Here is a 20770-nt window from a genome sequence, read left to right as displayed (position 1 = left end):
AATCAGGCGGAGGTTCATTTCTTGCCGTCCGCAAATTCGCGCCAGGTCCAGCCCGGGCGTTTGGCAGCGATCTTGTCCAGGATCTCCTGCGTCGGAACGCTGGTCTGTGCGGTATAGGTGCCAAAGACCTCCAGCGTCATGGTGCAGCGGGCGGCGTGAAACCACTTGCCGCAGCCGTTGGCATGGCGCCAGCGTTCAAAATGAACGCCTTTGGGGTTTTCGCGCATGAACAGGTAGTCATGGAACTCATCATCCGAGGAACCGGGGCCAAAGCGCTTCAGGTGCGCTTCGCCGCCCGCGGCCAGTTCGGTTTCTTCGGCTTTGACGCCGCAATAGGGGCATTCAAGGATCAGCATTGTGCTTGCTCCACAGTATTGAATTTTGCGGCGTTAGTGCGCCACACCGGCGGCGACGCTCTCGTCGATGAACTTGCCTTCTTTGAAGCGGTTGATCGAGAACTCCTCGGTCAGCGGCGAGTGGCCGGTGGCCATCAGCTCTGCCATCGCCCAGCCCGAGCCCGGGATCGACTTAAAGCCGCCGGTGCCCCAGCCGCAGTTGATGAAGCAGTTCTGAACCGGGGTCTTGGAGATGATCGGCGAGCGGTCGCCGGTCACATCCACGATGCCGCCCCACTGGCGCAGCATCTTCAGGCGGCTGACCATCGGGAAGGTTTCGACCAGGGCGCGCACGGTTTCCTCGATATGGTGGAACGAACCGCGCTGGGTGTAGTTGTTGAACCCGTCGGTGCCGCCGCCGATGACCATCTCGCCCTTGTCGGACTGGGACATGTAGCCGTGCACGGTGTTGGCCATCACAACCACGTCCATGCAGGGTTTGATCGGCTCGGACACCATCGCCTGCAGGGCCACGGATTCCATCGGCAGACGGAAGCCCGCCATTTCCGACAGAACAGAGGCGTTGCCGGCAACGATCATGCCGATCTTGTCGCAGTCGATCGGGCCTTTGGTTGTATCGACACCCACGGTACGGCCATTTTCAACGCGCACGCCGGTGACTTCACACTTCTGGATGATATCCATGCCCATGTCGGAGCACGCACGCGCATAACCCCAGGCCACAGCGTCGTGGCGGGCGGTGCCGCCGCGTTCCTGATAGAGACCGCCCAGCACGGGGTAACGGGGCCCATGCAGGTTGATGATCGGCACGATCTCCTTGACGCGTTCGGGGCTGATCCACTCGGTCTGCACACCCTGCTGCTGGTTGGCATGCGCGGTACGCTTGTAGCCGCGGATCTCATGCTCGGTCTGGGCAAGCATGATCACGCCGCGCGGGCTGAACATCACGTTGTAGTTCAGGTCCTGCGACATGGTCTCATACAGGCTGCGCGCCTTTTCATAGATCGCAGCCGAGGGATCCTGCAGGTAGTTCGAGCGGATGATGGTGGTGTTCCGGCCCGTATTGCCGCCACCCAGCCAGCCTTTCTCGATGATTGCGACATTGGTAATGCCGAAGTTTTTACCCAGGTAGTAGGCAGTGGCGAGGCCATGCCCGCCCGCGCCCACGATGACGACATCGTAGTGGCGTTTGGGTTCCGGCGAGCGCCAGGCGCGCTCCCATCCGGTGTGATAGCGCAGGGCTTCCCGCGCAACAGCAAAGACTGAATAGCGTTTCATGAGCGAATCCGATGGTTCGTGTCTGATAGCGGGTATGCCCGAAACGCATGGCTGACCAGTGCCGTTTATCGCCCTGTTTCTGCGTTATTGCGACATATCGAAATGACGCATTGCAGCATCCCGCGGCAGATTGGCTCTTTTGTTCGCCCCGCCCCGCATATAGATGAAAACCAAACTTCGGAGACGGCATGATTTTCTGGACAGTCACCGCCCTCATCGCCTTTGCGGCCGCGCTGCTGCTGGCAATGATCATCATTCGCGCCCGTGAGCAAGGCGAACCTGCCGCGGCTTACGACCTGCGTGTCTACCGCCAGCAATTGCGCGAGGTTGACAAGGATCTGGCCCGCGGCGTCATCGCCGAAAGCGACGCAGAGCGCATCCGCACCGAGATATCGCGCCGCATTCTGGCCGCTGACACGCAGCTGCAAAAGCGCAAGTCCGGCCCCGCCCAGCCCCGCGCCCTGTCGCTGGGCTTTGCCATCGCCACAGCACTGCTGATCACCGGCGGCACCCTGGGCCTTTACTGGCAGCTGGGCGCGCCGGGCTACGCTGACCTCGGCCTGCAGGACCGTATCCGTCTGGCAGGCGAGCGCGCCGAAAACCGCCCCTCGCAGGCTGAGGCGGAGGCCGATGTGCCGGCAATCGAGCGCCCTGAAGTGGAAGAGGGTTACCTCAAGCTGGTCGAACAGCTGCGCAAAACCGCAGGCGAGCGCGAAGATGACGCCCGCGGCCAGGCCCTGCTGGCCCAGCACGAGGCCAACCTCGGCAACTTCAAGGCTGCTTACGAGGCCAAGACCAACTATATCCGCCTGGCCGAAGGCAAGGTAAACGCCCGCGACTTCACCGAGCTAGCCGAATTGAAGATCATGGCGGCCGGCGGCTACGTCTCGCCCGAGGCGCAGACCGACCTGCAAAAAGCCCGCGCCATCGACCCAAGCCACGGCCCGGCCCGCTACTACTGGGGCCTGATGCTGGGCCAGATCGGCCGCCCGGACCTTGCCTACCGCGAATGGGCCGCAACCCTGCGCGACGGACCTGCAGATGCCCTGTGGGTCAAGGGCATTCAGGGCCAGATCGAGGAAATGGCCTTCCGCGCCGGTGTCGAATACCGGCCCATCACCCCCGGCGGCGGCACCGCCCCTGCCCTGCCCGGCCCCAGCGCTGAGGACATGGCTGGCGCCAGCGAACTTTCTGCCGAAGAACAGCAGGAAATGATCCGCGGCATGGTCACCCGCCTGTCGGACCGGCTGGCAACCGAAGGCGGCAGTGCCGAGGAATGGGCCCGCCTGATCGGCGCCCTGTCGGTGCTGGGCGAAACCGAGCGCGCCCGCACCGTCTATGACGAGGCCCGCGGCGCCTTTGAGGCCGACGCAGAGGCGCTGGCGCTCTTGGAAACCATCGCCGCCCAGGCAGGACTGACAGAATGATCCACGACGCCTTTGAAGATTTTGCCGCCGCCCTGCCGCCGATGCACGCGCTGATGGGGCTTGATCTGGGCACCAAGACCATCGGCGTCGCGGTCTCCGACCGCATCGGCGCGGTGGCAACACCTTTGGAAACCGTGAAGCGCAAGAAGTTCTCAACAGACGCTGCCCGCCTGCTGGAAATCATCAAAGAACGCGACATCAGCGGCATCCTTTTGGGCTTGCCCCGCAACATGGACGGGTCTGAGGGCCCCCGCTGCCAATCCACCCGCGCCTTTGCCCGCAATCTGGGCCAACTCACCGATCTGCCAATCTCCTTCTGGGATGAGCGCCTCAGCACCGTAGCAGCAGAAAAAGCGCTTCTTGAAGCAGATACGACACGCAAACGCCGCGCAGAGGTTATCGACCACGTCGCGGCCTCCTATATCCTGCAAGGCGCATTGGACCGGATGCGGCATTTGAAGAACGGGTGAACTGATGACTGACGACGTTTGGAAACGGGACGAGATCCAAAGCCCCTGCATCAAGATCTGCGTCGTCCACCCGGAGGCGCGCATTTGCACCGGCTGCTACCGCTCCATCGACGAAATCCGCGACTGGTCAAAAATGACCAACGAGGAGCGCGCCGGCATCATGAACGACCTCCCCGCCCGCGCCAGCAAACTGGTCAAGCGCCGTGGCGGCCGTGGCGCGAGGTTAAAGCGCAGCTAACGCGGCGCGCGGTGAGGTAACCGCTTGTCAATCATGCGGAATAAGCACTGACCCAATGTTTCGCGCGCGAAACATTTAGGCAGAACTGCTGACCTTTCTTTCAAAGATGCACTTCTCAACGTTTGGCAACTTCTGTGGAAGGACCTGCAAAAGGCTCCTATCCAATCAAGCAGCCTGCATAATCAAAGAAAAACATAACGCCGGCTTCCTTCGCAAAATTCAATTGGGGTTTCACAAACACTCTTAGTGCCAACGCAAACTCATCAGGTGCCCCAGACCGGTACGGAGGCTGTCGATTGTCTTCGTATTCCCAGCCCCTCGCTTTAGAAGCCTCGACCAAGGCATCCTTAGTAAGGCAACTGAGAACCGACGCGTCCTTCAACAGACCACTGTAAGAACTATGAAAATTTCGGACGTTTCGAACATCCCACGCTATCAAAGATTGGTATGCGAGGAGCACAACAGCCACAAAAAACAAGAATGGAAGAACTACCCTCTTCATTCGAAATGCATTCCTTAGAATTGACGTTTAACACATTGAAAAGACCAGCTACCCCTCCGCCAGCCACCCCTTGGTCCAATCCGCCAGCTCCGGGCGGAAATAGGCGATCATCCGGCCTTCTTCCGGCGCGCTTGCCCCCTCGCTCCAGGGCGCAACCCCATGCAGACACAGCCGATGCATCAGATAGGACTCGCCGGGCTTGGCGTGCACAGTGATCCGCGGGCAGGTCTCGAACACTTCGGCGCGGGCGGCCGTGTAGGCATCGGTCACATCCACCTCCGCCCAATCCTGCGGCGGCACGCCTTCAAACGCGGCAGCAAAGGCGCGGCGCATGATCCTATGGCTGCCTTCCCAGATCACCAGCGGCGAAGCATCGGGGCTGCTTTCGTTCAGCGGAATGCCCAGCACCCAGGCATGCGGCTCCTCCACCTTGCGGCGGCGGTGCTCGCCATACATCTTCACCCCGTCCACATGCGCCGCATCGCGTTTGACGCGGTAGCGGAAGGCGGCCTCGCCCTCACCGGGGCGCGGGCGCGGATAACCGGGAAAGACCGAGGACACCTGCGCCCGGTGCAACTCGGGGATCGGGCCAAGGTTCTGCGTGATGAACTCCACCGGCGCCCCCGCCAGCGGCGGCCCGTCCGGCAAACGCCCGGCGGCATTATTGGGCAGCGCATCGACGCCGATGAACCAAGTGCGCTCGCACTGAAACCACTCGGCGCAGGCCGGGTCATCCAGAGACCGGATGCCGTGACGCAACGCATCCGCCGCCCACGCGGCGACCTGCGAGTCATGGGAAAAGCGCACCCAGCCCTTGTCCTGAAACTGTTCGAACTGCTCATTCATTGTCTTAGTACCCGAAAGCCTTGCGCAGCATGTTCAGTGCCACCAGCACCAGAAACGCCCCGAACACCCGCTTCAGCGGCTTGGGGTCCATCGCATGGGCCAGTTTCACGCCCCACGGCGCTGTAATCAGCGTCATGGCGATAACGATGAAGAACGCCACCAGATTGACCGCGCCGATGGTGAAGGGCGGCTTGGTTGCAGGGTCGACGTTCAGCAGCAGAAAGCCCGCCACAGAAGGTACCGCGATGATCACGCCAAAGCCGGCGGCGGTCGCCACCGCCCGGTGCACGGCAACCCCGTGCAGGGTCATCAGCGGCACCCCGAAGCTGCCGCCGCCAATCCCCATCAGCACCGAAAGGAACCCGACCGCAGGAGATAGCGCCGCGCGCTTGCCGCCCTTTGGCATGGCTTCGGCCAGTCTCCATTCCGAACGCCCCAGGCCAAGGTAGCAGCCAATCACCAGCGCCAGCCCACCGAACACGCCTTGCAGCACCGTGGAGCGCAGCGCGGAAGCAGCCAGCACCCCCACAACAGCGCCCAGAGCAATGCCAATCCCCCAAGTGCGCAGGATCTCCCAATCCACCGCGCCCTTCTTGTTGTGGCTCATGACAGAGCGCAGTGAGGTCACGATGATGGTCGCCAGCGAGGTCGCCAGGCAAATCTGCATCAGCTGGTCGCCGCCATAACCAAGGGTCTGGAAGGCATAGAAAAACGCAGGCACCAGCACGATGCCGCCGCCAACCCCCAGAAGGCCAGCCAGCACGCCCGCAAAGGCGCCAATCACCACCAGAAGCCCTGCCATTTGCATCAGCAGCGCAGGCTCCGCCAGCAAGGCAGCGGTCACGGCAGGATCGTTCATCTGGGGCACCTCGGGCTTTTGCGTCTGCGGCAAAGGGTTAGCCGCCGCAGCCCGCTTGCACAAGACACTCGCGCATGAGGCGCCGCGTCACGCCGCCGCGCGGTTCTCCACCTGCGCCAGCGCGTCCAGGACCAGTTCCGGCCCGGCACCCGCCCGGCAGGCGCCCTCGGACAGCATCCGCCGCCACTGCCGTGCCCCGGGCTTGCCAGCAAACAGCCCCAGCATGTGCCGGGTGATCTGGTTCAGCTTGGCGCCTTCACTCAGCCGCGCCTCGATATAGGGCGGCATCTGCCGCACCGCCGCTCCCGGATCGCTTACTGCACCGGTGCCGTAAATCTCAGGATCCGCCGCGCACAATACATCCGCAGGCTGGTGATAGGCCGCCCGGCCCACCATCACCCCGTCAAGCCCGCGCTCCAAATGCGTCTTAGCCTCCGCCAGCGTGGCAATGCCGCCGTTGATCGAGACATGCAGGTCCGGAAACGCCGCCTTCATCCGGTGGACCAGATCATAATCGAGCGGCGGGATGTCCCGGTTCTCCTTGGGCGACAGCCCCTGCAACCAGGCCTTGCGGGCATGGATGGTGACCCGCTTGCAGCCAGCCGCGCGGATCTTCTCCAGGAAATCCGGCAGCACCTGTTCCGGCTCCTGCTCATCCACGCCAATACGGCATTTGACGGTGACTTCCACATCCACCGCTTCGCGCATGGCAGCCACACAATCGGCCACCAGTTCCGGCGTCTGCATCAGCACCGCACCAAAGGCCCCGGATTGCACCCGGTCGCTAGGGCAGCCGCAGTTGAGGTTGATTTCGTCATACCCCGCATCAGCCCCCAGCCGCGCCGCCTCTGCCAGTTCCTGCGGATCGGAGCCGCCCAGCTGCAGCGCCACAGGATGCTCCTCAGCGTTGAACTCCAGCAAATGCAGCGCCTGGCCCCGGACCAGCGCCGGCGCCGTAACCATCTCGGTATACAGCAGCGTCTCCCGGCTCAGCAGCCGGTGCAGATAACGACAGTGCCGGTCGGTCCAGTCCATCATGGGTGCCACGCTCAAACGCGCTGCTTTTTGTGCGTTATTTTTCAACACGTTAACTCCATATGACCTTTTTTTGGCCCCGTAGCACTATTCCCCCGATTTCGCCGGTTTTCCGCGAATTTTCGGGAGTTCTCGATTCGAGCGTGCTACGGTGTAGCACATCCGAGGCTTACAAACAGCGGCGCCAATGCAGCTGGTTCCTGGCCCGGGCACCTCCGGTTCCATCTTCCGTGTTTCCTTCGGAATTCGGCTATCAAACCCCAAAAACTTTTCGTGCGCGCGAACCGAATTCCTTATCATCGAAATCAAGATGGGATGAATTCCATGACCAGTAACAAGAACAGCTCGATGGATGTGCTCGCCTTTGTTGCAGAACTTGCCCAATGGCAGGAGCTATAAGATAAGGACGGACAACCCGTACAACACCGGTCTGCCCCCCCCGCAAACTATCAGCCGCTGACGCCGCTGACCTTCCTGGAATGCGCCGCCAGCGCCTTTCCGGACCGCACGGCGATTGTGCATGAGTCCCTGCGGCGCAGCTACGCGGAGTTTTTTGCGCGGTCGCGGCGGCTGGCCTCGGCCTTGGCCAAGAACGGCATCCGCCGCGGCGAAACCGTGTCGGCGGTGCTACCTAATACCCCGGCGATGCTTGAGTGCCATTACGGCGTGCCTATGTGCGGCGCGGTGCTGCATTCGATCAACACAAGGCTGGATGCAGCGGTGATTGCGTTCCAGCTCGACCACGCGATGTCGAAATTGGTAATCGTGGACCGGGAATTCATGCCGCTGATGCAAGAGGCGCTGGCGCTTGCCACAGTCTCGCCGGTTCTGATCCAGTATGATGACCCAGAGTATGACGGTGTGCCGGCAGATTCGGAGGCCGCCGACTACGAGGTGTTTCTGACCCGCGGCAACCCGGAATTCGCCTGGCTGATGCCGGAGGACAAATGGGATGCGATCTCGATCAACTACACCTCCGGCACCACCGGCGACCCCAAGGGCGTGGTTTCGCACCACCGGGGCGCCTATCTGCTGGCGCAGGGCAACGCGCTGACCACGTCGATGCAGAAACACGCGGTCTATCTCTGGACCCTGCCGATGTTCCACTGCAACGGCTGGTGCTTCCCATGGACACTGTCCGCCATCGCAGGCCCCCATGTGTGCTTGCGGCAGGTGCGGGCCGAACCGATCTGGAACGCCCTGGCGGACGAGGGCGTGACCCACCTGTGCGGCGCCCCCATCGTGATGTCGCTGCTGATCTCGGCACCCGCAGAAGCCAAGCGTGAACTTTCCCAGCCGGTGCAGTTCTTTACCGCCGCCGCGCCGCCGCCGGAAAGCCTGCTGGCGGACATGAAGGCCGCAGGCTTTGAGGTGACCCACCTTTATGGCCGACGGAAACCTACGGTCCTGCGGTGGTCAATGACTGGCACCACAGCTGGTCGGACCTGCCGCCTGCCGAACAGGCCGCGCTGAAAGCGCGCCAGGGCGTGCGCTACCTGCCGCTGGAGCAGCTGGACGTGCTGGACCCGGAGACCATGCAGCCGGTGCCGCGCGACGGCCAGACCATGGGTGAGGTCATGTTCCGCGGCAACGTCGTGATGAAGGGCTATTTCCGCAACCCCAAGGCCACCGAGGAAGCCTTTGCCGGCGGCTGGTTCCACTCCGGCGATCTGGGTGTCATGCACCCTGACGGCTACATCCAGCTCAAGGATAGGTCGAAAGACATCATTATCTCGGGTGGTGAGAACATCTCCTCGATCGAGGTCGAAGAGGCGCTTTACCGCCACCCGGCTGTTGTGGAGGCTGCCGTGGTGGCAATGCCGCACAAAAAATGGGGCGAAACTCCCTGCGCCTTTGTCGAACTGGTTCAGGGCCAGGAGGCCGACGCGGAGGTCCCGCGCAGCTGGTGCCGCGGCCGTCTGGCCCCCTACAAGGTTCCGGGAAGGTTCGTGTTCATGGATATTCCAAGAACCTCGACCGGCAAGATCCAGAAATTTGCGCTGCGCGAGCAGGCAAGGGAAATCACGACCTGACCACTCAAGCACGGGGCGTCTGCATTCGATACGCTACAGAGGTGCGGCTTCCACTTACGCCGCCTTCTTGCTCCACATTTCGGTTCAGGGATCGATGCAGCTTCCGTCCCAAGCGAAGCAGTGTCCGCTCTGCGATGGCGTCAGAGTCTGGACTACAGCCATCATCCGGGAAACCGAGTATTGCGGTGAAAAGCGCTTGTCCGGGGCAACGTTGCGCAGAAACGGCTGGGACAGGCCGCTTTCCACCGTGCCGGGATGCAGCCCGACGGCAATGGCCTCTGGATTGCGGCGGCGGATTTCTATCGCGGCATTGCGGATGAACATGTTCAGGGCCGCCTTGGACGCCCGGTAGGAATACCAGCCGCCCAGATGATTGTCGGAGATGCTGCCGACGCGGGCGGACAGAGCGGCAAAGACCCCGCGCCTGTCACGCGGCAGCAAGGGCAGAAAGTGCTTTGCGGTCAGGGCCGGGGCCACCGTGTTGGCCGAGAAGAGCTCCAGGAGTTTCTCGGCGCTCAGCTCTCTCAGGGATTTCTCCGGCGTGATATCCCCTTGGTGCAGGATCCCGCCGGCCAAGATTATCAGGTCAACTGCGCCTTTCCCCGCGGCCTGCCCCGCTGCGGCTTGCAGGCTGTCTTCATCCAGGTAGTCCACCTGCAAAGTCTGCACGCCGGGCGGCGCTGAGGCTTTCGGGCGACGGGACAGGCTGTGAATGCTGGCCTGCGGGTATTTCCGGGCCAGTTCGTTGAGGAAGGCCGACCCGATCGCTCCGGACCCGCCGCTGACAACTACATTGCGCATCGCTGAACACTTTCTTGCAGAAGGTTTCATGTGTTACGCCGCGCAGCCGGAGGCGGATCAGGTCTTGGTGCCCTGGCCGCCCATCGGGGTTTCCGGGCGTGCAAAAATTGCGGCGGCCCATGATCCAACTTCCACACCAGTCCGTATCCGGACTATGCTGACACTAAACTTGGACAGGCCGCCCGATAATTTCACCGTGCTTCGGGCTTCCCCTGAGGGCAAAGCAGTAGTGTCAAACGAGCAAACCTATTCGCAGCTCACCGTCTGGCTGCTGGCGGTGCGTGATCACCGTGACCGCGCGGCGTTCGGTGACATGTTTGACTACCTGGCACCGCGCCTGAAAGGCTTCGTCATCCGCTGCGGCGCGCGGCCGGCGCTGGCTGAAGAGATTGTTCAGGACGTCATGCTGACGATCTGGCGCAAGGCGGGGATGTTCGATCCGCACAAAGCGCAGGCGTCGGCCTGGATTTACCAGATCGCCCGCAACCGCCATATCGATATCGTCCGCAAGGAAAACCGGCCCGTCCCCGATGAATTGGGCGAGGACCCCGGAACGGAACCCGATGCCAGCCAGATCCTGGCCCTGGAGCAGGAAACCCTGCAATTGAAACAGGCCATCGAGCAACTGCACCCCGATCAGAAAGAAATGATCGAGAAGGCCTATATCGGGGATTTGACCCATCAAGAGATCAGCACCCAGACAGGCTTGCCGCTGGGTACAGTAAAGTCACGTATCCGCCTTGGCCTCGGGCGGCTGCGCAAGGAACTAAAAGGATTGCGTTGAATGCCTGCAATCACACATCACATCCCCGCCCCGATGATCGCGGCCTATGCCTCGGGCAGCCTGCCGCACGCCTTTTCCATGGTTGTTGCAAGCCACCTGTCGCTGTGCCACGACTGCCAGGCAGCGCTTGGCGCGCATCAAGCCGTCGGCGGTGCGCTTCTGGAAGAGGCTGCTTGCGTGGCGGTGTCGCAGGACGCGAAATCAAACCTCATGGCGCAGCTGGATGAGCCTGCCGCGCCGGAGCCGCTCTATGACGCCAAGGGGATCTACCCGGGGCCGGTGATGCAGTCCCTGAAGGGGCAGCCGCTACGCTGGAAAACGCTGGGCATGGGGGTCAAGCAGAACATTCTGTTCGAGGGTCAGGGCGGATCTGCCCGGCTGCTGTATATCCCTGCGGGCCAGGCGGTGCCGGATCACAGCCACAACGGGCTGGAGCTGACGCTGGTGCTGCAGGGCAGTTTCAGCGACGAGACCGGGCGGTTTGGTGTCGGGGATGTCGAAATCGGCGATGAAACCCTGGAGCACACGCCAGTTGCGGATGCCGGCGATCCCTGCATTTGCCTGGCCGCCACCGATGCGCCGCTGCGTTTCAAGGCGTTCATGCCGCGTCTGCTGCAGCCCTTGTTCCGGATTTGAAGCATGCGGCCGAGGGCTGCCAGCCTCACTTGCCGCGGTAAACCAGCCAGTCGGGCAAAAGGTTGAACGCCTTGATTGCGTAAGAAAAAGGCCGGGGGAAGTCCGTTCTGAACCGGCGCGATTGCATGGCGGCCACCACATGTCCGGCGGCGTCCTCCGGTTCCATCAGCTGCGGCATCTTGAAACTGTTCTTGTCCGTCAGCCGGGTTTTGATGAAACCCGGGTTGACCACGCGCACGGTGACGCCGCTGTCCTTCAGATCATGCCGCATGGTTTCCGCAAGGCTGATCAGCGCAGATTTGCTGGCGCCATAGCCGATGGAGGCGGGCAGCCCCCGGTATCCGGCCAAGGAGCCGACCAGCGTGATATCGCCCCAGCCCGCCTTCACAAATTCAGGCACCACTTGTCCCAGAACCCGCAGCGCGCCTGTGAAATTCACATCGCTCATCCCCAGCACAGCCTCGCTATCCCAGTCCTGAGTGCGCATCGGCTCATAGGCGCCTGCGTTGTAGATGACGCCATCCAGCGGCGCGGCAAGACGGGCAGCCTTTCTGACCGAGTGCATATCGGTCACATCCACAGGCACCGGCTTTGCCCGGCACAGCTCATGTGCCAGCGTCTCCAGCGCATCCTCTGACCGCGCCGAAAGGATCAGCCGGGCGCCGGCCCGGTCCAGTTGCCGGGCAATCTCGCGCCCCAGCCCGTGGCTCGCCCCGACCAGCCAGAAGGTCTTGCCTTCAAACTGCGTCACGCCTTGCCGCCCGAGAAGGTCGAGCTGTCGGAGATCAGCGGCTCCGGCGGCTCCGGCTTCTTCAGAAACGGCGCGCGCTTTACCCAAAGCTTAAGCGCCTGCCAGTAGATCAACGCCACCACACGGGCAGCTCCCAGCGGCCTGCGCAGGGCGGCGCGCAGCAGCCCGCCGGTGGTCACCGGACGGCGCAGGCCATTCAGCGTCGCCAGCACGCCCTCGCGTCCATTGGTGTAGGAAATCCGGATGTTGAACGCCCGCTCCGTCATCTCGAAATTGAACCGGTAGCGCCCCGCCACCTGTTGAAACGGCGAGACATGCATCAGCTTCTCCGCTTCGATCACCTCGCTGCGCTGGATCGGACGGAAATCAGGATGGGCCGCAAAATAACAATGGCGGTCGCCGAAGGTGTTGTTCACCTCGGCAATAAAGGCCCGCGGGCTGCCATCCTTGACCGCGATCCAGAAGCTGACAGGGTTGAAATGAAACCACAGGAAACTCGGCTGGGTCAGCAGCAGCAGCTGAGCGCCTTGCAAGGGAAACCCGCGCCGCTCCAGCTCCTCTCGGAACCAGGCGGCGCCGCGCCCGTTGCCGAGGGGGCCGCCGTGGCGGCGGTCGTGGATCGAGAACAGGTTGAAGCAGTTGCGCGACAGCAGCGGCGGCGCGCCATCAGTCATGTCGGTCAGAATGAAGTCCACGCCGTAGCGGAAGGCATTCTTCAAGCGGCCCCGGCGCGCATGAAAGGTCTGTGCTGCAACATGTTCGATCATGCAGTGGTTACGCAGCCGCTGCCGCCCCGGATCACCCGCAAGCACAGTTTTATCGGGAAAGAAGTGATCCGCATTCTTGCTCCCGGCGTATCAGGTCCAAACATCAGCAAGGGAAAACCGACGCATGCTGGATCAAACTCAGGGACCGCGCCGCAAGATCGCCATCGTGGGAGGCGGTATTTCCGGGCTGTCCGCGGCGTATTACCTGTCTGAAAGACATGACGTTACCTTGTTTGAGGCCGCCCCCCGACTGGGCGGCCACGCGCGCACCGTGCTGGCGGGCAAGAATGGCGATCAGCCGGTGGATACCGGCTTCATCGTGTTCAACTATGCCACCTACCCCTACCTGACCCGGCTGTTCCGCGAGCTGGATGTGCCGGTGATCAAAAGCGAGATGAGCTTTTGCGCCAGCATCGACGACGGCCGTCTGGAATACGGGCTGAACAATCTGCGGATGCTGGCGGCACAGAAACGCAATCTGGTGCGGCCGCAGTTTCACAAGATGGTCGCCGATATCGTGCGCTTCGGCAAACGGGCCGAGGCCGCCGCCACCGACGACAACAAGACCATCGGCGAGCTGGTGGAGGAGCTGGGTCTGGGCAGTTGGTTCCGCAACCATTACCTGATGCCAATGTGCGGCGCGATCTGGTCGACCCCGGTCACCGACGTCGACGCTTTTCCGGCCAAATCGCTGGTCCGCTTCTTCCGCAACCACGCACTGCTGGCCGGGACGGGCAAACACCAGTGGTGGACCGTCAAGGGCGGCAGCATCGAATATGTCCGCCGCCTGGAAGCCGCTCTGGTTGCGCGGGGCTGTGAGATCCGCACCGGCAGTCCGGTCGAGCAAGTCACCCGTCAGGCGGGCAGTGTTTCGGTGCAGGCGCAGGGCGCGGACCCGCGCCTGTTCGATGACATCATCCTTGCCTGCCATTCCGATCAGGCGCTTGCCATCCTGGGGGCTGATGCCACCCCGGCCGAGGCCGCGGCGCTTGGGGCAATCCGCTATCAGCCCAACACCGCGGTTCTGCATTGCGACAGCGGGCAGATGCCCAAGCGGCGCAGCTGCTGGTCCAGCTGGGCCTACCGCAGCCAGGACGGCGGCGTCGGCGTTACTTACTGGATGAACCGCCTGCAAAGCATTCCGGAAAGCGATCCGCTGTTCGTGACCCTGAACCCCACCCGGCCTATTCCTGTGGGTAAGGTTTATGACACGGTGGAATTCTCCCACCCCGTTTTCGACAAGGCAGCCCTGCGCGCCCAGCGACAGATCCGGACGATACAGGGGCAGAACAACACCTGGTTTGCAGGCGCCTACAACCGCCACGGCTTTCACGAAGATGGCATCGCCAGCGCCATGCGGATTGTCCGCATAATGAATTCTCTCACCCCTTACCTGGCCAAAGGAACAGATCATGGCATTCACGGACAAAGCCCTTCAGTCGGAATTTCTGACGGTCTGCGCGCGACTGCGTGAGGGCCGGCTGACGCTGCGCACCCCGGATGGCGCGCGCTATGAATTCGGCGACCGCGGCCCCGAGGCGGAAATGCAGATCAATGACTGGGCCGCGGTTTCCGCGATGGCGGCGCACGGCCAGGTCGGGCTGGGCGAGGCCTATGTGCAGGGCCTGTGGGACACGCCGTCAGTGGACGGCCTTATGCAGCTGGCAATGCGCAACCGCGAGCATCTGGGCAGCTACGATCAGGCCAGCCCCCTGAATCGCGCCAAGTTCCGCGTTGTCGACACCCTGCTGCGGGCGAATTCCAAACGCGGAGCGCGCAAAAACATCCGCGCCCATTACGATGTAGGCAATGAGTTCTACCAGCTGTGGCTGGATGACGGCATGACCTATTCCTCCGGGTTGTTCGAGGCGGAGGGCGATGATCTGGCGCAGGCGCAGACCCGCAAGAACGCCCGCATCCTTTCGCGGCTGGGCGGTGGCGAACGGGTGCTGGAGATCGGTTGCGGCTGGGGCGGCTTCGCCGAACAGGCCAGTGCCGCGGGCCGCGACGTGACCGGTGTCACCATCTCGCGCAACCAGCACAGCTATGCCGAAAGCCGCCTGGACGGGCGCGCCGACATCCAGCTGCGCGACTACCGCGATATCGAGGGCAAGTTCTCCAGCATCGTCTCCATCGAGATGATCGAGGCCGTGGGCGAGCGGTATTGGCCCAGCTACTTCGCCAAGCTCAAAAGCAGCCTTGCCGAAGGCGGACGGGTGCTGCTGCAGGCGATCACGGTGCGGGATGACTTCTTCCCGACCTACCGGACCTCCTCCGACTACATACGCCAATATGTCTTTCCCGGCGGTATGCTGCTGTCTGACCAGGTGATTGCGCAGCAGGCAAAATCGGCCGGTCTGCAGGTCGCGGACAGTTTCGCTTTCGGCCAGGATTATTCCCGCACCTGCCGGATCTGGGCGCGTCGTCTGGCCGCGCAAAAGCGCCGGATCATGGATCTGGGATACGGCGAGGGCTTCTTCCGCAACTGGCAGTATTACCTGGAGATCTGCGCCGCCTCCTTTGCCATCGGCCACACCAATGTTGTGCAGGTGGAGCTCGCCCATGCGTAAGCTGCTCCTGACCCTCTGCCTGCTAGCGGTCCCAGCGGTCGGCTTTGCCTCTCCGGTTCAATCCCTGCTGCCGGGGGCCGAACAGCGTGGCGCGGCGACGTTCCGGCTGCTTGGCCTGCCAGTTTACCAGGCCCGGCTCTTCACCAAGCGTGCCGCGCCTTTGGACTGGTCGCAGGATTTCGGAATCGAACTGACCTATCAGCGAAAACTGAGCCAGGATGACTTGGTCGACGCAACGCTGCGCGAGATGCGGCGCCTTGGGTATTCCGCGCCCGGCCGCACCCGGTTCGAGGCCTGTTTCAAAGGCGTCTCCCCCGGCGACCGTTATCTGGCCGTGAGCCAGGGTCCGGACCGGGTCAGGTTTCTGCGCAATGGACGCACCGCCTGCACGCTGAACCAAGCGGGTATCAAACGCAGCTTCATGTCGATTTTTGTGGGCGAAAACACCCGCTCCGCCCGATTCACCCGCGCGCTTCTGGGCTAATGATGCTGTATCCCCGGGTCAGCCTCTATGCGATGATGCTCGCCTCTGCGGGGATCCCTCTCTACATCCACCTGCCGCAGTTTGCGTCGGTGAACCTGGAGATCGGCCTGGGGGCGCTTGGCGGCATCCTGTTGGGGATCCGCCTGTTTGATCTTGTCCAGGACCCGCTGATCGGCTGGGCCATCGACCGATGGCCGCAGGCGCAGCTATTGTTTGCGCTTCTGGCAGCCGGAGGTCTGGCACTCGGATTCCCTCTGCTGTTCAGCCTGGCGGCAGGTCCCCAGGTGGTGCCTAAGCTGGTGCTGGTCCTGCTGATGCTGTTCTCTGCCTACAGCCTGGGCATGATCCTGCTCTATGGCCGCAGCGCCACCTTGGCCAAACAATCCACCCCGCGCGAACTGATGACGCTGGCCGCCTTCCGCGAGGCGGGCATGCTGAGCGGTGTGATCTTTGCCGCCATCGCACCGGCGGTTCTGGTGGCCCTTGGGGCTGCGGGCCAGGGCTATGCCGCCTTTGGCCTGGTCCTGGGGGGCTTTGCCCTGCTGACCGCGGCGGCCACCTTTCGGCTGTGGAGGCGCCCGGCGGTCACCGGACAGCCGCTGTCGGCGATGGCCCTGGCGCAGGCCGGCGCGGTGCGCCTGCTGGCGCTGGCGGTGCTCAACAGCCTGCCGGTGGCGCTGACCTCCACCCTGTTCCTGTTCTTTGTCGAAGACCGGCTGAACCTGCCCGCGTATGCAGGGCCGCTGCTGGTGCTGTTCTTCCTCTGCGCCGGGCTCAGCGTGCCGCTGTGGGCGCGCCTCAGCCAGCGGATCGGAGCGAAACAGACGCTGCTGATCGCCATGCCACTGGCCATCGCCAGCTTTGCGGGCGCTGCTGTCCTGGGGCCGGGCAGCCTGCTGGGCTTTGCGGTGATCTGCGCGGTGTCGGGCGTCACGCTGGGCGCAGACATGGTTCTGCTGCCCGCCATGTTCAGCATCGCGCTGACCCGCGCGGGCCTCAACGCCTCTGCGGCCTTTGGCATCTGGTCCTTTGCCGGCAAGCTGGCGCTGGCCCTGGCCGCCGCCCTGGCGCTGCCGCTGCTGGAGCAGCAGGGCTTCCGGCCCGGAACGGACAACAGCCCGCAAGCGCTTAGCGCCCTTGCTGTGTCCTATGCAGTCCTGCCCTGCGTCCTGAAAACCGCCGCCTTCGCCTTTGCCCTGACCCTGCCATCAGAAAGAGCAACAGCATGAAACTCCTGACCCTCTGCCTCGCGATCGCTCTTCTTGCGATGATCGCGAAAACCTACCTGTTCAGCTTTCGGTTCCAGTCGCCGCCGGATTATGCGGACACAGGCCCGCACTTCATCCTGACCGAACACCTGTCCGGTGAAATCCTGTCTGAAGGGGTGATCTTTGGCCCCACCGGTAAGATGGCCAACAGCTTTACCGCCAAAATGGTTGGCGAATGGGACGGCAGAACCGGCACGCTGAGCGAAGAGTTCACTTATTCCAACGGCGTCACCCAAAGCCGCAAGTGGTTCCTGACCCTTGGCCCCGGCAACACCTTCACCGCCACAGCCGATGACTTGGTGGGAGAGGCTCAGGGCATCGTGTCCGGCTCAACGGTGCAGCTCCAATATGAAATCACCCTGCCCGAAAGCGCCGGCGGGTACACCCTGAAAGCCACCGATTGGCTGTACCTGACCGCTGACGGGGTGATCATGAACCGGGCCGAGATGCGCAAGTTCGGCGTCAAGGTTGCCGAGCTGGTTGCCACCATGCGGCCCGCACCATGACCCGTCCTGGCGGCGCGGCATGACCGCAGAACGCGATCCGGCTGCAGCTGGAAATCTCATACTCATTCTAGGCGATCAGCTCAGCCGCAGCCTTTCCTCGCTGCGGGACGCGGACCCGTCCCGCGACATCCTGCTGATGGCGGAGGTTGCAGAAGAGGCGTCCTATGTCCGGCACCACAAGAAGAAAATCGCCTTTGTGTTTTCGGCCATGCGCCACTTCGCCAAGGAGCTGGAGGCCGACGGCTGGCAGCTGCGCTTTGTGCGGCTGGACGATCCCGAGAACACTGGCAGTCTGACGGGCGAGATCGACCGGCTGCGCGCGGACCATCCGGAGGCGCGGGTGGTGGTCACGGAGCCCGGAGAATACAGGCTGAAGTCCGCGCTGCTGGACTGGGCTGAACAGGCGGGCTCCGCCTTGGACATGCGGCAGGACAGCCGCTTTCTCTGCTCCCATCAGCGGTTCCGCAAATGGGCCGAGGGGCGCAAGCAGCTGCGGATGGAGTATTTCTACCGCGACATGCGCCGCGATACCGGGCTGCTGATGGACGGCGATAAGCCGGAGGGCGGCAAGTGGAATTTCGACCACGAGAACCGCAAACCCGCCGGGGGCGGATTGTTCCTGCCACGCCCGCCGCAAACCCCGCCCGACGGTATCACGGAGGATGTTCTGGACCTGGTCGACGCCCGGTTCGGCGGCCATTTCGGTTCTCTGCGCCCGTTCTGGTTTGCGGTCACCCGGGACGGCGCGCTGGAGGCGCTTGAAAGCTTCGTTGAACAGGCGCTGCCGGATTTCGGCGACTATCAGGACGCCATGCTGGAGGGGGAGCGGTTCCTCTACCATTCGGTCCTGTCGCATTACATCAATGCGGGCCTTCTGGAACCGCTTGAGGTCTGCCGCCGGGTCGAGCGCGCCTATTACGAGGGCCTCGCGCCGCTAAACGCGGCCGAGGGGTTCATCCGCCAGATCATCGGCTGGCGCGAATACATGCGCGGAATCTACTGGCTCAACATGCCAGGCTATACAGAGCGGAATTTTCTGGAGGCCACCCGCCCCCTGCCCGGCTTCTACTGGACAGGCGAGACAGACATGGCCTGCCTGTCTGCCGCCATCACCCAGACCCGCGACGAAGCCTATGCGCATCACATTCAGCGGCTGATGGTAACGGGGAATTTCACCATGCTGGCGGGCGTTGACCCGCATCAGGTACACGAATGGTACCTTGCGGTTTACGCCGACGCCTATGAATGGGTCGAGGCGCCGAATGTGATCGGCATGAGCCAGTTTGCCGACGGCGGCCTGCTGGGATCAAAACCCTATGCCGCCAGCGGCAACTACATCAACAAGATGTCGGACCACTGCTCCAGCTGCCGTTACGATGTGAAGCACAAGTCCGGCGCGGGGGCCTGTCCGTTCAACCCGCTCTACTGGGACTTCCTTTCGCGCAATGCGGACAAACTGCGCGGTAACCCCCGCCTGCGTCAGGTCTACAGCATCTGGGACAGGATGAGTGCCGGACAGCAAGACGAATATCTGGAAACTGCCCGGCAGGTACTGGAGCGGTATTGTGACGAATAACCTTGCCTTATGTAATTTTGCCTGTCCGTCCACAAGCGCCGGATCGCGTTCCTATCGACAACTCAGAAAGTACTGGGGAATTCACCTTGTAGCTTGCATGCCATTAGTCGAAATATCCGCGTCTTGGATGCTGACACATACGAGGGTGGTTTTATTACCTGATCTACTCGTCACTTCGCACTCGCAAGGAACGGCTTTTCTATGTTGTTGCACCGCGGCATCCAGCCAAGAAAACGAATGCCCGAATTGGGCCGAGGCTGTGTTGAAACTCCCAGAGACTGCAAACTGCAGACGGGCATCGGCAAGTATTCTTGGCATATTTGATTGAGGGCGTGAACTGGATGACATACCACCAGAAAAACGGGCCCGCTGCTCAGCTTGCCTCAAACTAAGACAAGAAAAGACAGAGCTGCTGGCAAACGGAAGAAATTTAGCGCCGATCACATCACCACTCTCCTTCATGTAACGTTGCGGACCCAGCTTGGAAATCCCATGCGGTCAAGGGCAGTCACTTCATCAAAGTCATCCTAAGACAACGTTGATTGCCAGGCTCACATTGCACCCCCATTGAACAATTTTCCTGAGCTTGCGGTCGCAGGTGTTTTTCGAGATTTCGGTATTAACCCCAAAAAACGCCCTATCCCGGAATGAACTGAGAGAAAGCAGCCTCTCAAAACGAAAACCGCGCAGTCGAAAGGAAAAACAGCCGCTCTTGAGGCCGTCAGCAACCCCGCCGCGGCGCTGCACAGGAGAACACCATGTTCGACCTTAGTCATGACACATTGAAAGAGCAGCGTGATTTCATGTCCTCACACGACGAGGCGCTTCAAAATGCGTCCGTCCTCCTAGGTGGCCAACCCGCTCTGCGCCGGACCCAGGCGCTTCTCGACGAAATCAAGTTGGCCCAAAGGCTAACACGAAGATTGAACGCACCGTTCACAAGATGACGGTGGAAGCGATCATCTTGGGCCGGTTGCTCGCAGAAGAATGGCTCGAAGGAAGTCTGGTTACAAAAGGATCGACCCGGCTGATCATCTTGGAAGCCTTACGGTCTCGCCGGGAGCGTGGGGGCCTCGTGTGCATCGACCAAGATCTGATCGAGCTCATGGGAGAGCAAATCCGCTATACGCAGAATGAAATCCGCTACGGCAAAGGCGATGCCGCGATTTCGCAAGATGTGGATGTGGATTGGGAACAGGATCAAAAGGTCATCGACTACGTGAACTGGCCTACCGCTGGAAACAATTCAAAGCCGCCAAGATCGCACTGGATGACAAACTGGCCGCCATCCGCGACGCAGATGTCCTTCTGGCCAAGATCCTGTGAGATGTCAGCGGAATGGCCAGGACATTTCGCGCTGTCCTGGCACATTCATTTGGAGACCAAACAGAAAGGATGCATCCTCGAACAAATAAGGCCCGGCTTCACGATCAGGAAGGGACGGCTGCTACGTATGTGCTACACGCAAAATTCAGAACTGAAAAACCACGCAAAATCAAACCACTACGCTCAGTCGCACAAATCCGTCATCGGCGCCACGCTCAAACGCGCGGCCTGGTGCAGGGGGGGGAAAATCTCTGATG

At 62.1% G+C, this 20770-nt stretch carries 20 protein-coding genes and 1 pseudogene; 13 read left to right on the top strand and 8 right to left on the bottom strand.

Annotated features, from left to right (window positions below):
• Positions 1–14 precede the first annotated feature (14 nt).
• On the bottom strand, positions 15–356 hold the full coding sequence (locus RA25_RS02505; protein ID WP_039169867.1) for a sarcosine oxidase subunit delta: 342 nt from the start codon (positions 354–356) through the stop codon (positions 15–17).
• Between the two features lie 33 nt (positions 357–389).
• On the bottom strand, positions 390–1634 hold the full coding sequence (locus tag RA25_RS02500) for a sarcosine oxidase subunit beta family protein (protein ID WP_039151781.1): 1245 nt from the start codon (positions 1632–1634) through the stop codon (positions 390–392).
• Between the two features lie 188 nt (positions 1635–1822).
• Between RA25_RS02500 and ccmI the strand changes: the two genes are divergently transcribed.
• Genes ccmI through RA25_RS02485 form a run of 3 tightly spaced genes read left to right on the top strand, consistent with a single transcriptional unit; the run spans position 1823 to position 3769 of the window.
• Positions 1823–3061, top strand: a complete 1239-nt coding sequence (ccmI, locus tag RA25_RS02495) for a c-type cytochrome biogenesis protein CcmI (protein ID WP_039169865.1) — start codon at positions 1823–1825, stop codon at positions 3059–3061.
• Positions 3058–3531 (top strand): Holliday junction resolvase RuvX, encoded by a 474-nt coding sequence (gene ruvX / locus RA25_RS02490; RefSeq protein WP_039169863.1) that lies wholly within the window; start codon positions 3058–3060, stop codon positions 3529–3531. The genes ccmI and ruvX overlap by 4 nt, the downstream gene beginning before the upstream one ends.
• Before the next feature lie 4 nt (positions 3532–3535).
• Positions 3536–3769, top strand: a complete 234-nt coding sequence (locus tag RA25_RS02485) for a DUF1289 domain-containing protein (RefSeq protein WP_039169861.1) — start codon at positions 3536–3538, stop codon at positions 3767–3769.
• A gap of 550 nt (positions 3770–4319) precedes the next feature.
• Here the strand turns inward: RA25_RS02485 and RA25_RS02480 are convergent.
• The 3 genes from RA25_RS02480 to dusA form a co-directional block, all read right to left on the bottom strand.
• The gene (locus tag RA25_RS02480) at positions 4320–5117 is read right to left on the bottom strand and encodes a hypothetical protein (RefSeq protein ID WP_039169858.1); all 798 of its coding nucleotides are present in this window, start codon (positions 5115–5117) and stop codon (positions 4320–4322) included.
• A 4-nt stretch (positions 5118–5121) separates the two neighbouring features.
• On the bottom strand, positions 5122–5976 hold the full coding sequence (locus tag RA25_RS02475; RefSeq protein WP_039169856.1) for a sulfite exporter TauE/SafE family protein: 855 nt from the start codon (positions 5974–5976) through the stop codon (positions 5122–5124).
• 87 nt (positions 5977–6063) lie between these two features.
• On the bottom strand, positions 6064–7059 hold the full coding sequence (gene dusA / locus RA25_RS02470) for a tRNA dihydrouridine(20/20a) synthase DusA (RefSeq protein ID WP_446720359.1): 996 nt from the start codon (positions 7057–7059) through the stop codon (positions 6064–6066).
• A 304-nt stretch (positions 7060–7363) separates the two neighbouring features.
• On the opposite strand from dusA, the pseudogene RA25_RS02465 reads away from it, so the two are divergent.
• Positions 7364–9044 (top strand): annotated as a pseudogene (locus tag RA25_RS02465) (acyl-CoA synthetase).
• An 84-nt stretch (positions 9045–9128) separates the two neighbouring features.
• On the opposite strand, the gene RA25_RS02460 reads toward RA25_RS02465, so the two are convergent.
• The gene (locus RA25_RS02460; RefSeq protein ID WP_039169851.1) at positions 9129–9845 is read right to left on the bottom strand and encodes an SDR family NAD(P)-dependent oxidoreductase; all 717 of its coding nucleotides are present in this window, start codon (positions 9843–9845) and stop codon (positions 9129–9131) included.
• A gap of 229 nt (positions 9846–10074) precedes the next feature.
• On the opposite strand from RA25_RS02460, the gene RA25_RS02455 reads away from it, so the two are divergent.
• Together RA25_RS02455 and RA25_RS02450 are read left to right on the top strand one after the other, a co-directional pair.
• Positions 10075–10629 carry a sigma-70 family RNA polymerase sigma factor gene (locus RA25_RS02455; RefSeq protein WP_039151864.1) on the top strand — a complete coding sequence of 185 codons (555 nt, stop codon included), beginning with the start codon at positions 10075–10077 and terminating at the stop codon, positions 10627–10629.
• Positions 10630–11265 (top strand): ChrR family anti-sigma-E factor, encoded by a 636-nt coding sequence (locus tag RA25_RS02450; RefSeq protein ID WP_019295415.1) that lies wholly within the window; start codon positions 10630–10632, stop codon positions 11263–11265.
• Positions 11266–11290: 25 nt separating this feature from the next.
• Here the strand turns inward: RA25_RS02450 and RA25_RS02445 are convergent, their stop codons facing one another.
• The gene (locus RA25_RS02445; RefSeq protein WP_019295414.1) at positions 11291–12016 is read right to left on the bottom strand and encodes an SDR family NAD(P)-dependent oxidoreductase; all 726 of its coding nucleotides are present in this window, start codon (positions 12014–12016) and stop codon (positions 11291–11293) included.
• Positions 12013–12783 carry a DUF1365 domain-containing protein gene (locus RA25_RS02440; RefSeq protein WP_039151798.1) on the bottom strand — a complete coding sequence of 257 codons (771 nt, stop codon included), beginning with the start codon at positions 12781–12783 and terminating at the stop codon, positions 12013–12015. The genes RA25_RS02445 and RA25_RS02440 overlap by 4 nt, the downstream gene beginning before the upstream one ends.
• A 124-nt stretch (positions 12784–12907) precedes the next feature.
• Between RA25_RS02440 and RA25_RS02435 the strand changes: the two genes are divergently transcribed.
• The 7 genes from RA25_RS02435 to RA25_RS22925 all read left to right on the top strand — a co-directional run bounded on the left by RA25_RS02435 (position 12908) and on the right by RA25_RS22925 (position 20513).
• Entirely contained in the window at positions 12908–14257 is a 1350-nt protein-coding gene (locus RA25_RS02435) for an NAD(P)/FAD-dependent oxidoreductase (protein WP_039169848.1), read from the top strand.
• Positions 14196–15353, top strand: coding sequence for an SAM-dependent methyltransferase (locus RA25_RS02430; protein WP_039169845.1), 1158 nt, complete (start codon positions 14196–14198; stop codon positions 15351–15353). Before RA25_RS02435 ends, RA25_RS02430 begins: the two co-directional genes overlap by 62 nt.
• Positions 15346–15837 (top strand): hypothetical protein, encoded by a 492-nt coding sequence (locus tag RA25_RS02425; RefSeq protein ID WP_039169841.1) that lies wholly within the window; start codon positions 15346–15348, stop codon positions 15835–15837. Before RA25_RS02430 ends, RA25_RS02425 begins: the two co-directional genes overlap by 8 nt.
• 2 nt (positions 15838–15839) lie before the next feature.
• Positions 15840–17066 carry an MFS transporter gene (locus tag RA25_RS02420; RefSeq protein ID WP_039170317.1) on the top strand — a complete coding sequence of 409 codons (1227 nt, stop codon included), beginning with the start codon at positions 15840–15842 and terminating at the stop codon, positions 17064–17066.
• Entirely contained in the window at positions 17063–17611 is a 549-nt protein-coding gene (locus tag RA25_RS02415; RefSeq protein ID WP_039151803.1) for a DUF3833 family protein, read from the top strand. The genes RA25_RS02420 and RA25_RS02415 overlap by 4 nt, the downstream gene beginning before the upstream one ends.
• A 19-nt stretch (positions 17612–17630) precedes the next feature.
• A complete protein-coding gene (locus tag RA25_RS02410) occupies positions 17631–19187 on the top strand; it encodes a cryptochrome/photolyase family protein (protein WP_039169840.1) in 1557 nt (518 codons plus the stop codon).
• A gap of 1188 nt (positions 19188–20375) precedes the next feature.
• Entirely contained in the window at positions 20376–20513 is a 138-nt protein-coding gene (locus RA25_RS22925) for a hypothetical protein (RefSeq protein ID WP_193747956.1), read from the top strand.
• The last annotated feature ends 257 nt before the right edge of the window (positions 20514–20770 follow it).

This window comes from Leisingera sp. ANG-S5 (assembly GCF_000813925.1).
Lineage (GTDB): Bacteria > Pseudomonadota > Alphaproteobacteria > Rhodobacterales > Rhodobacteraceae > Leisingera.
The sequence above is the reverse complement of the archived record's forward strand: the minus strand, read 5'-3'. Positions and strand labels throughout refer to the sequence as shown.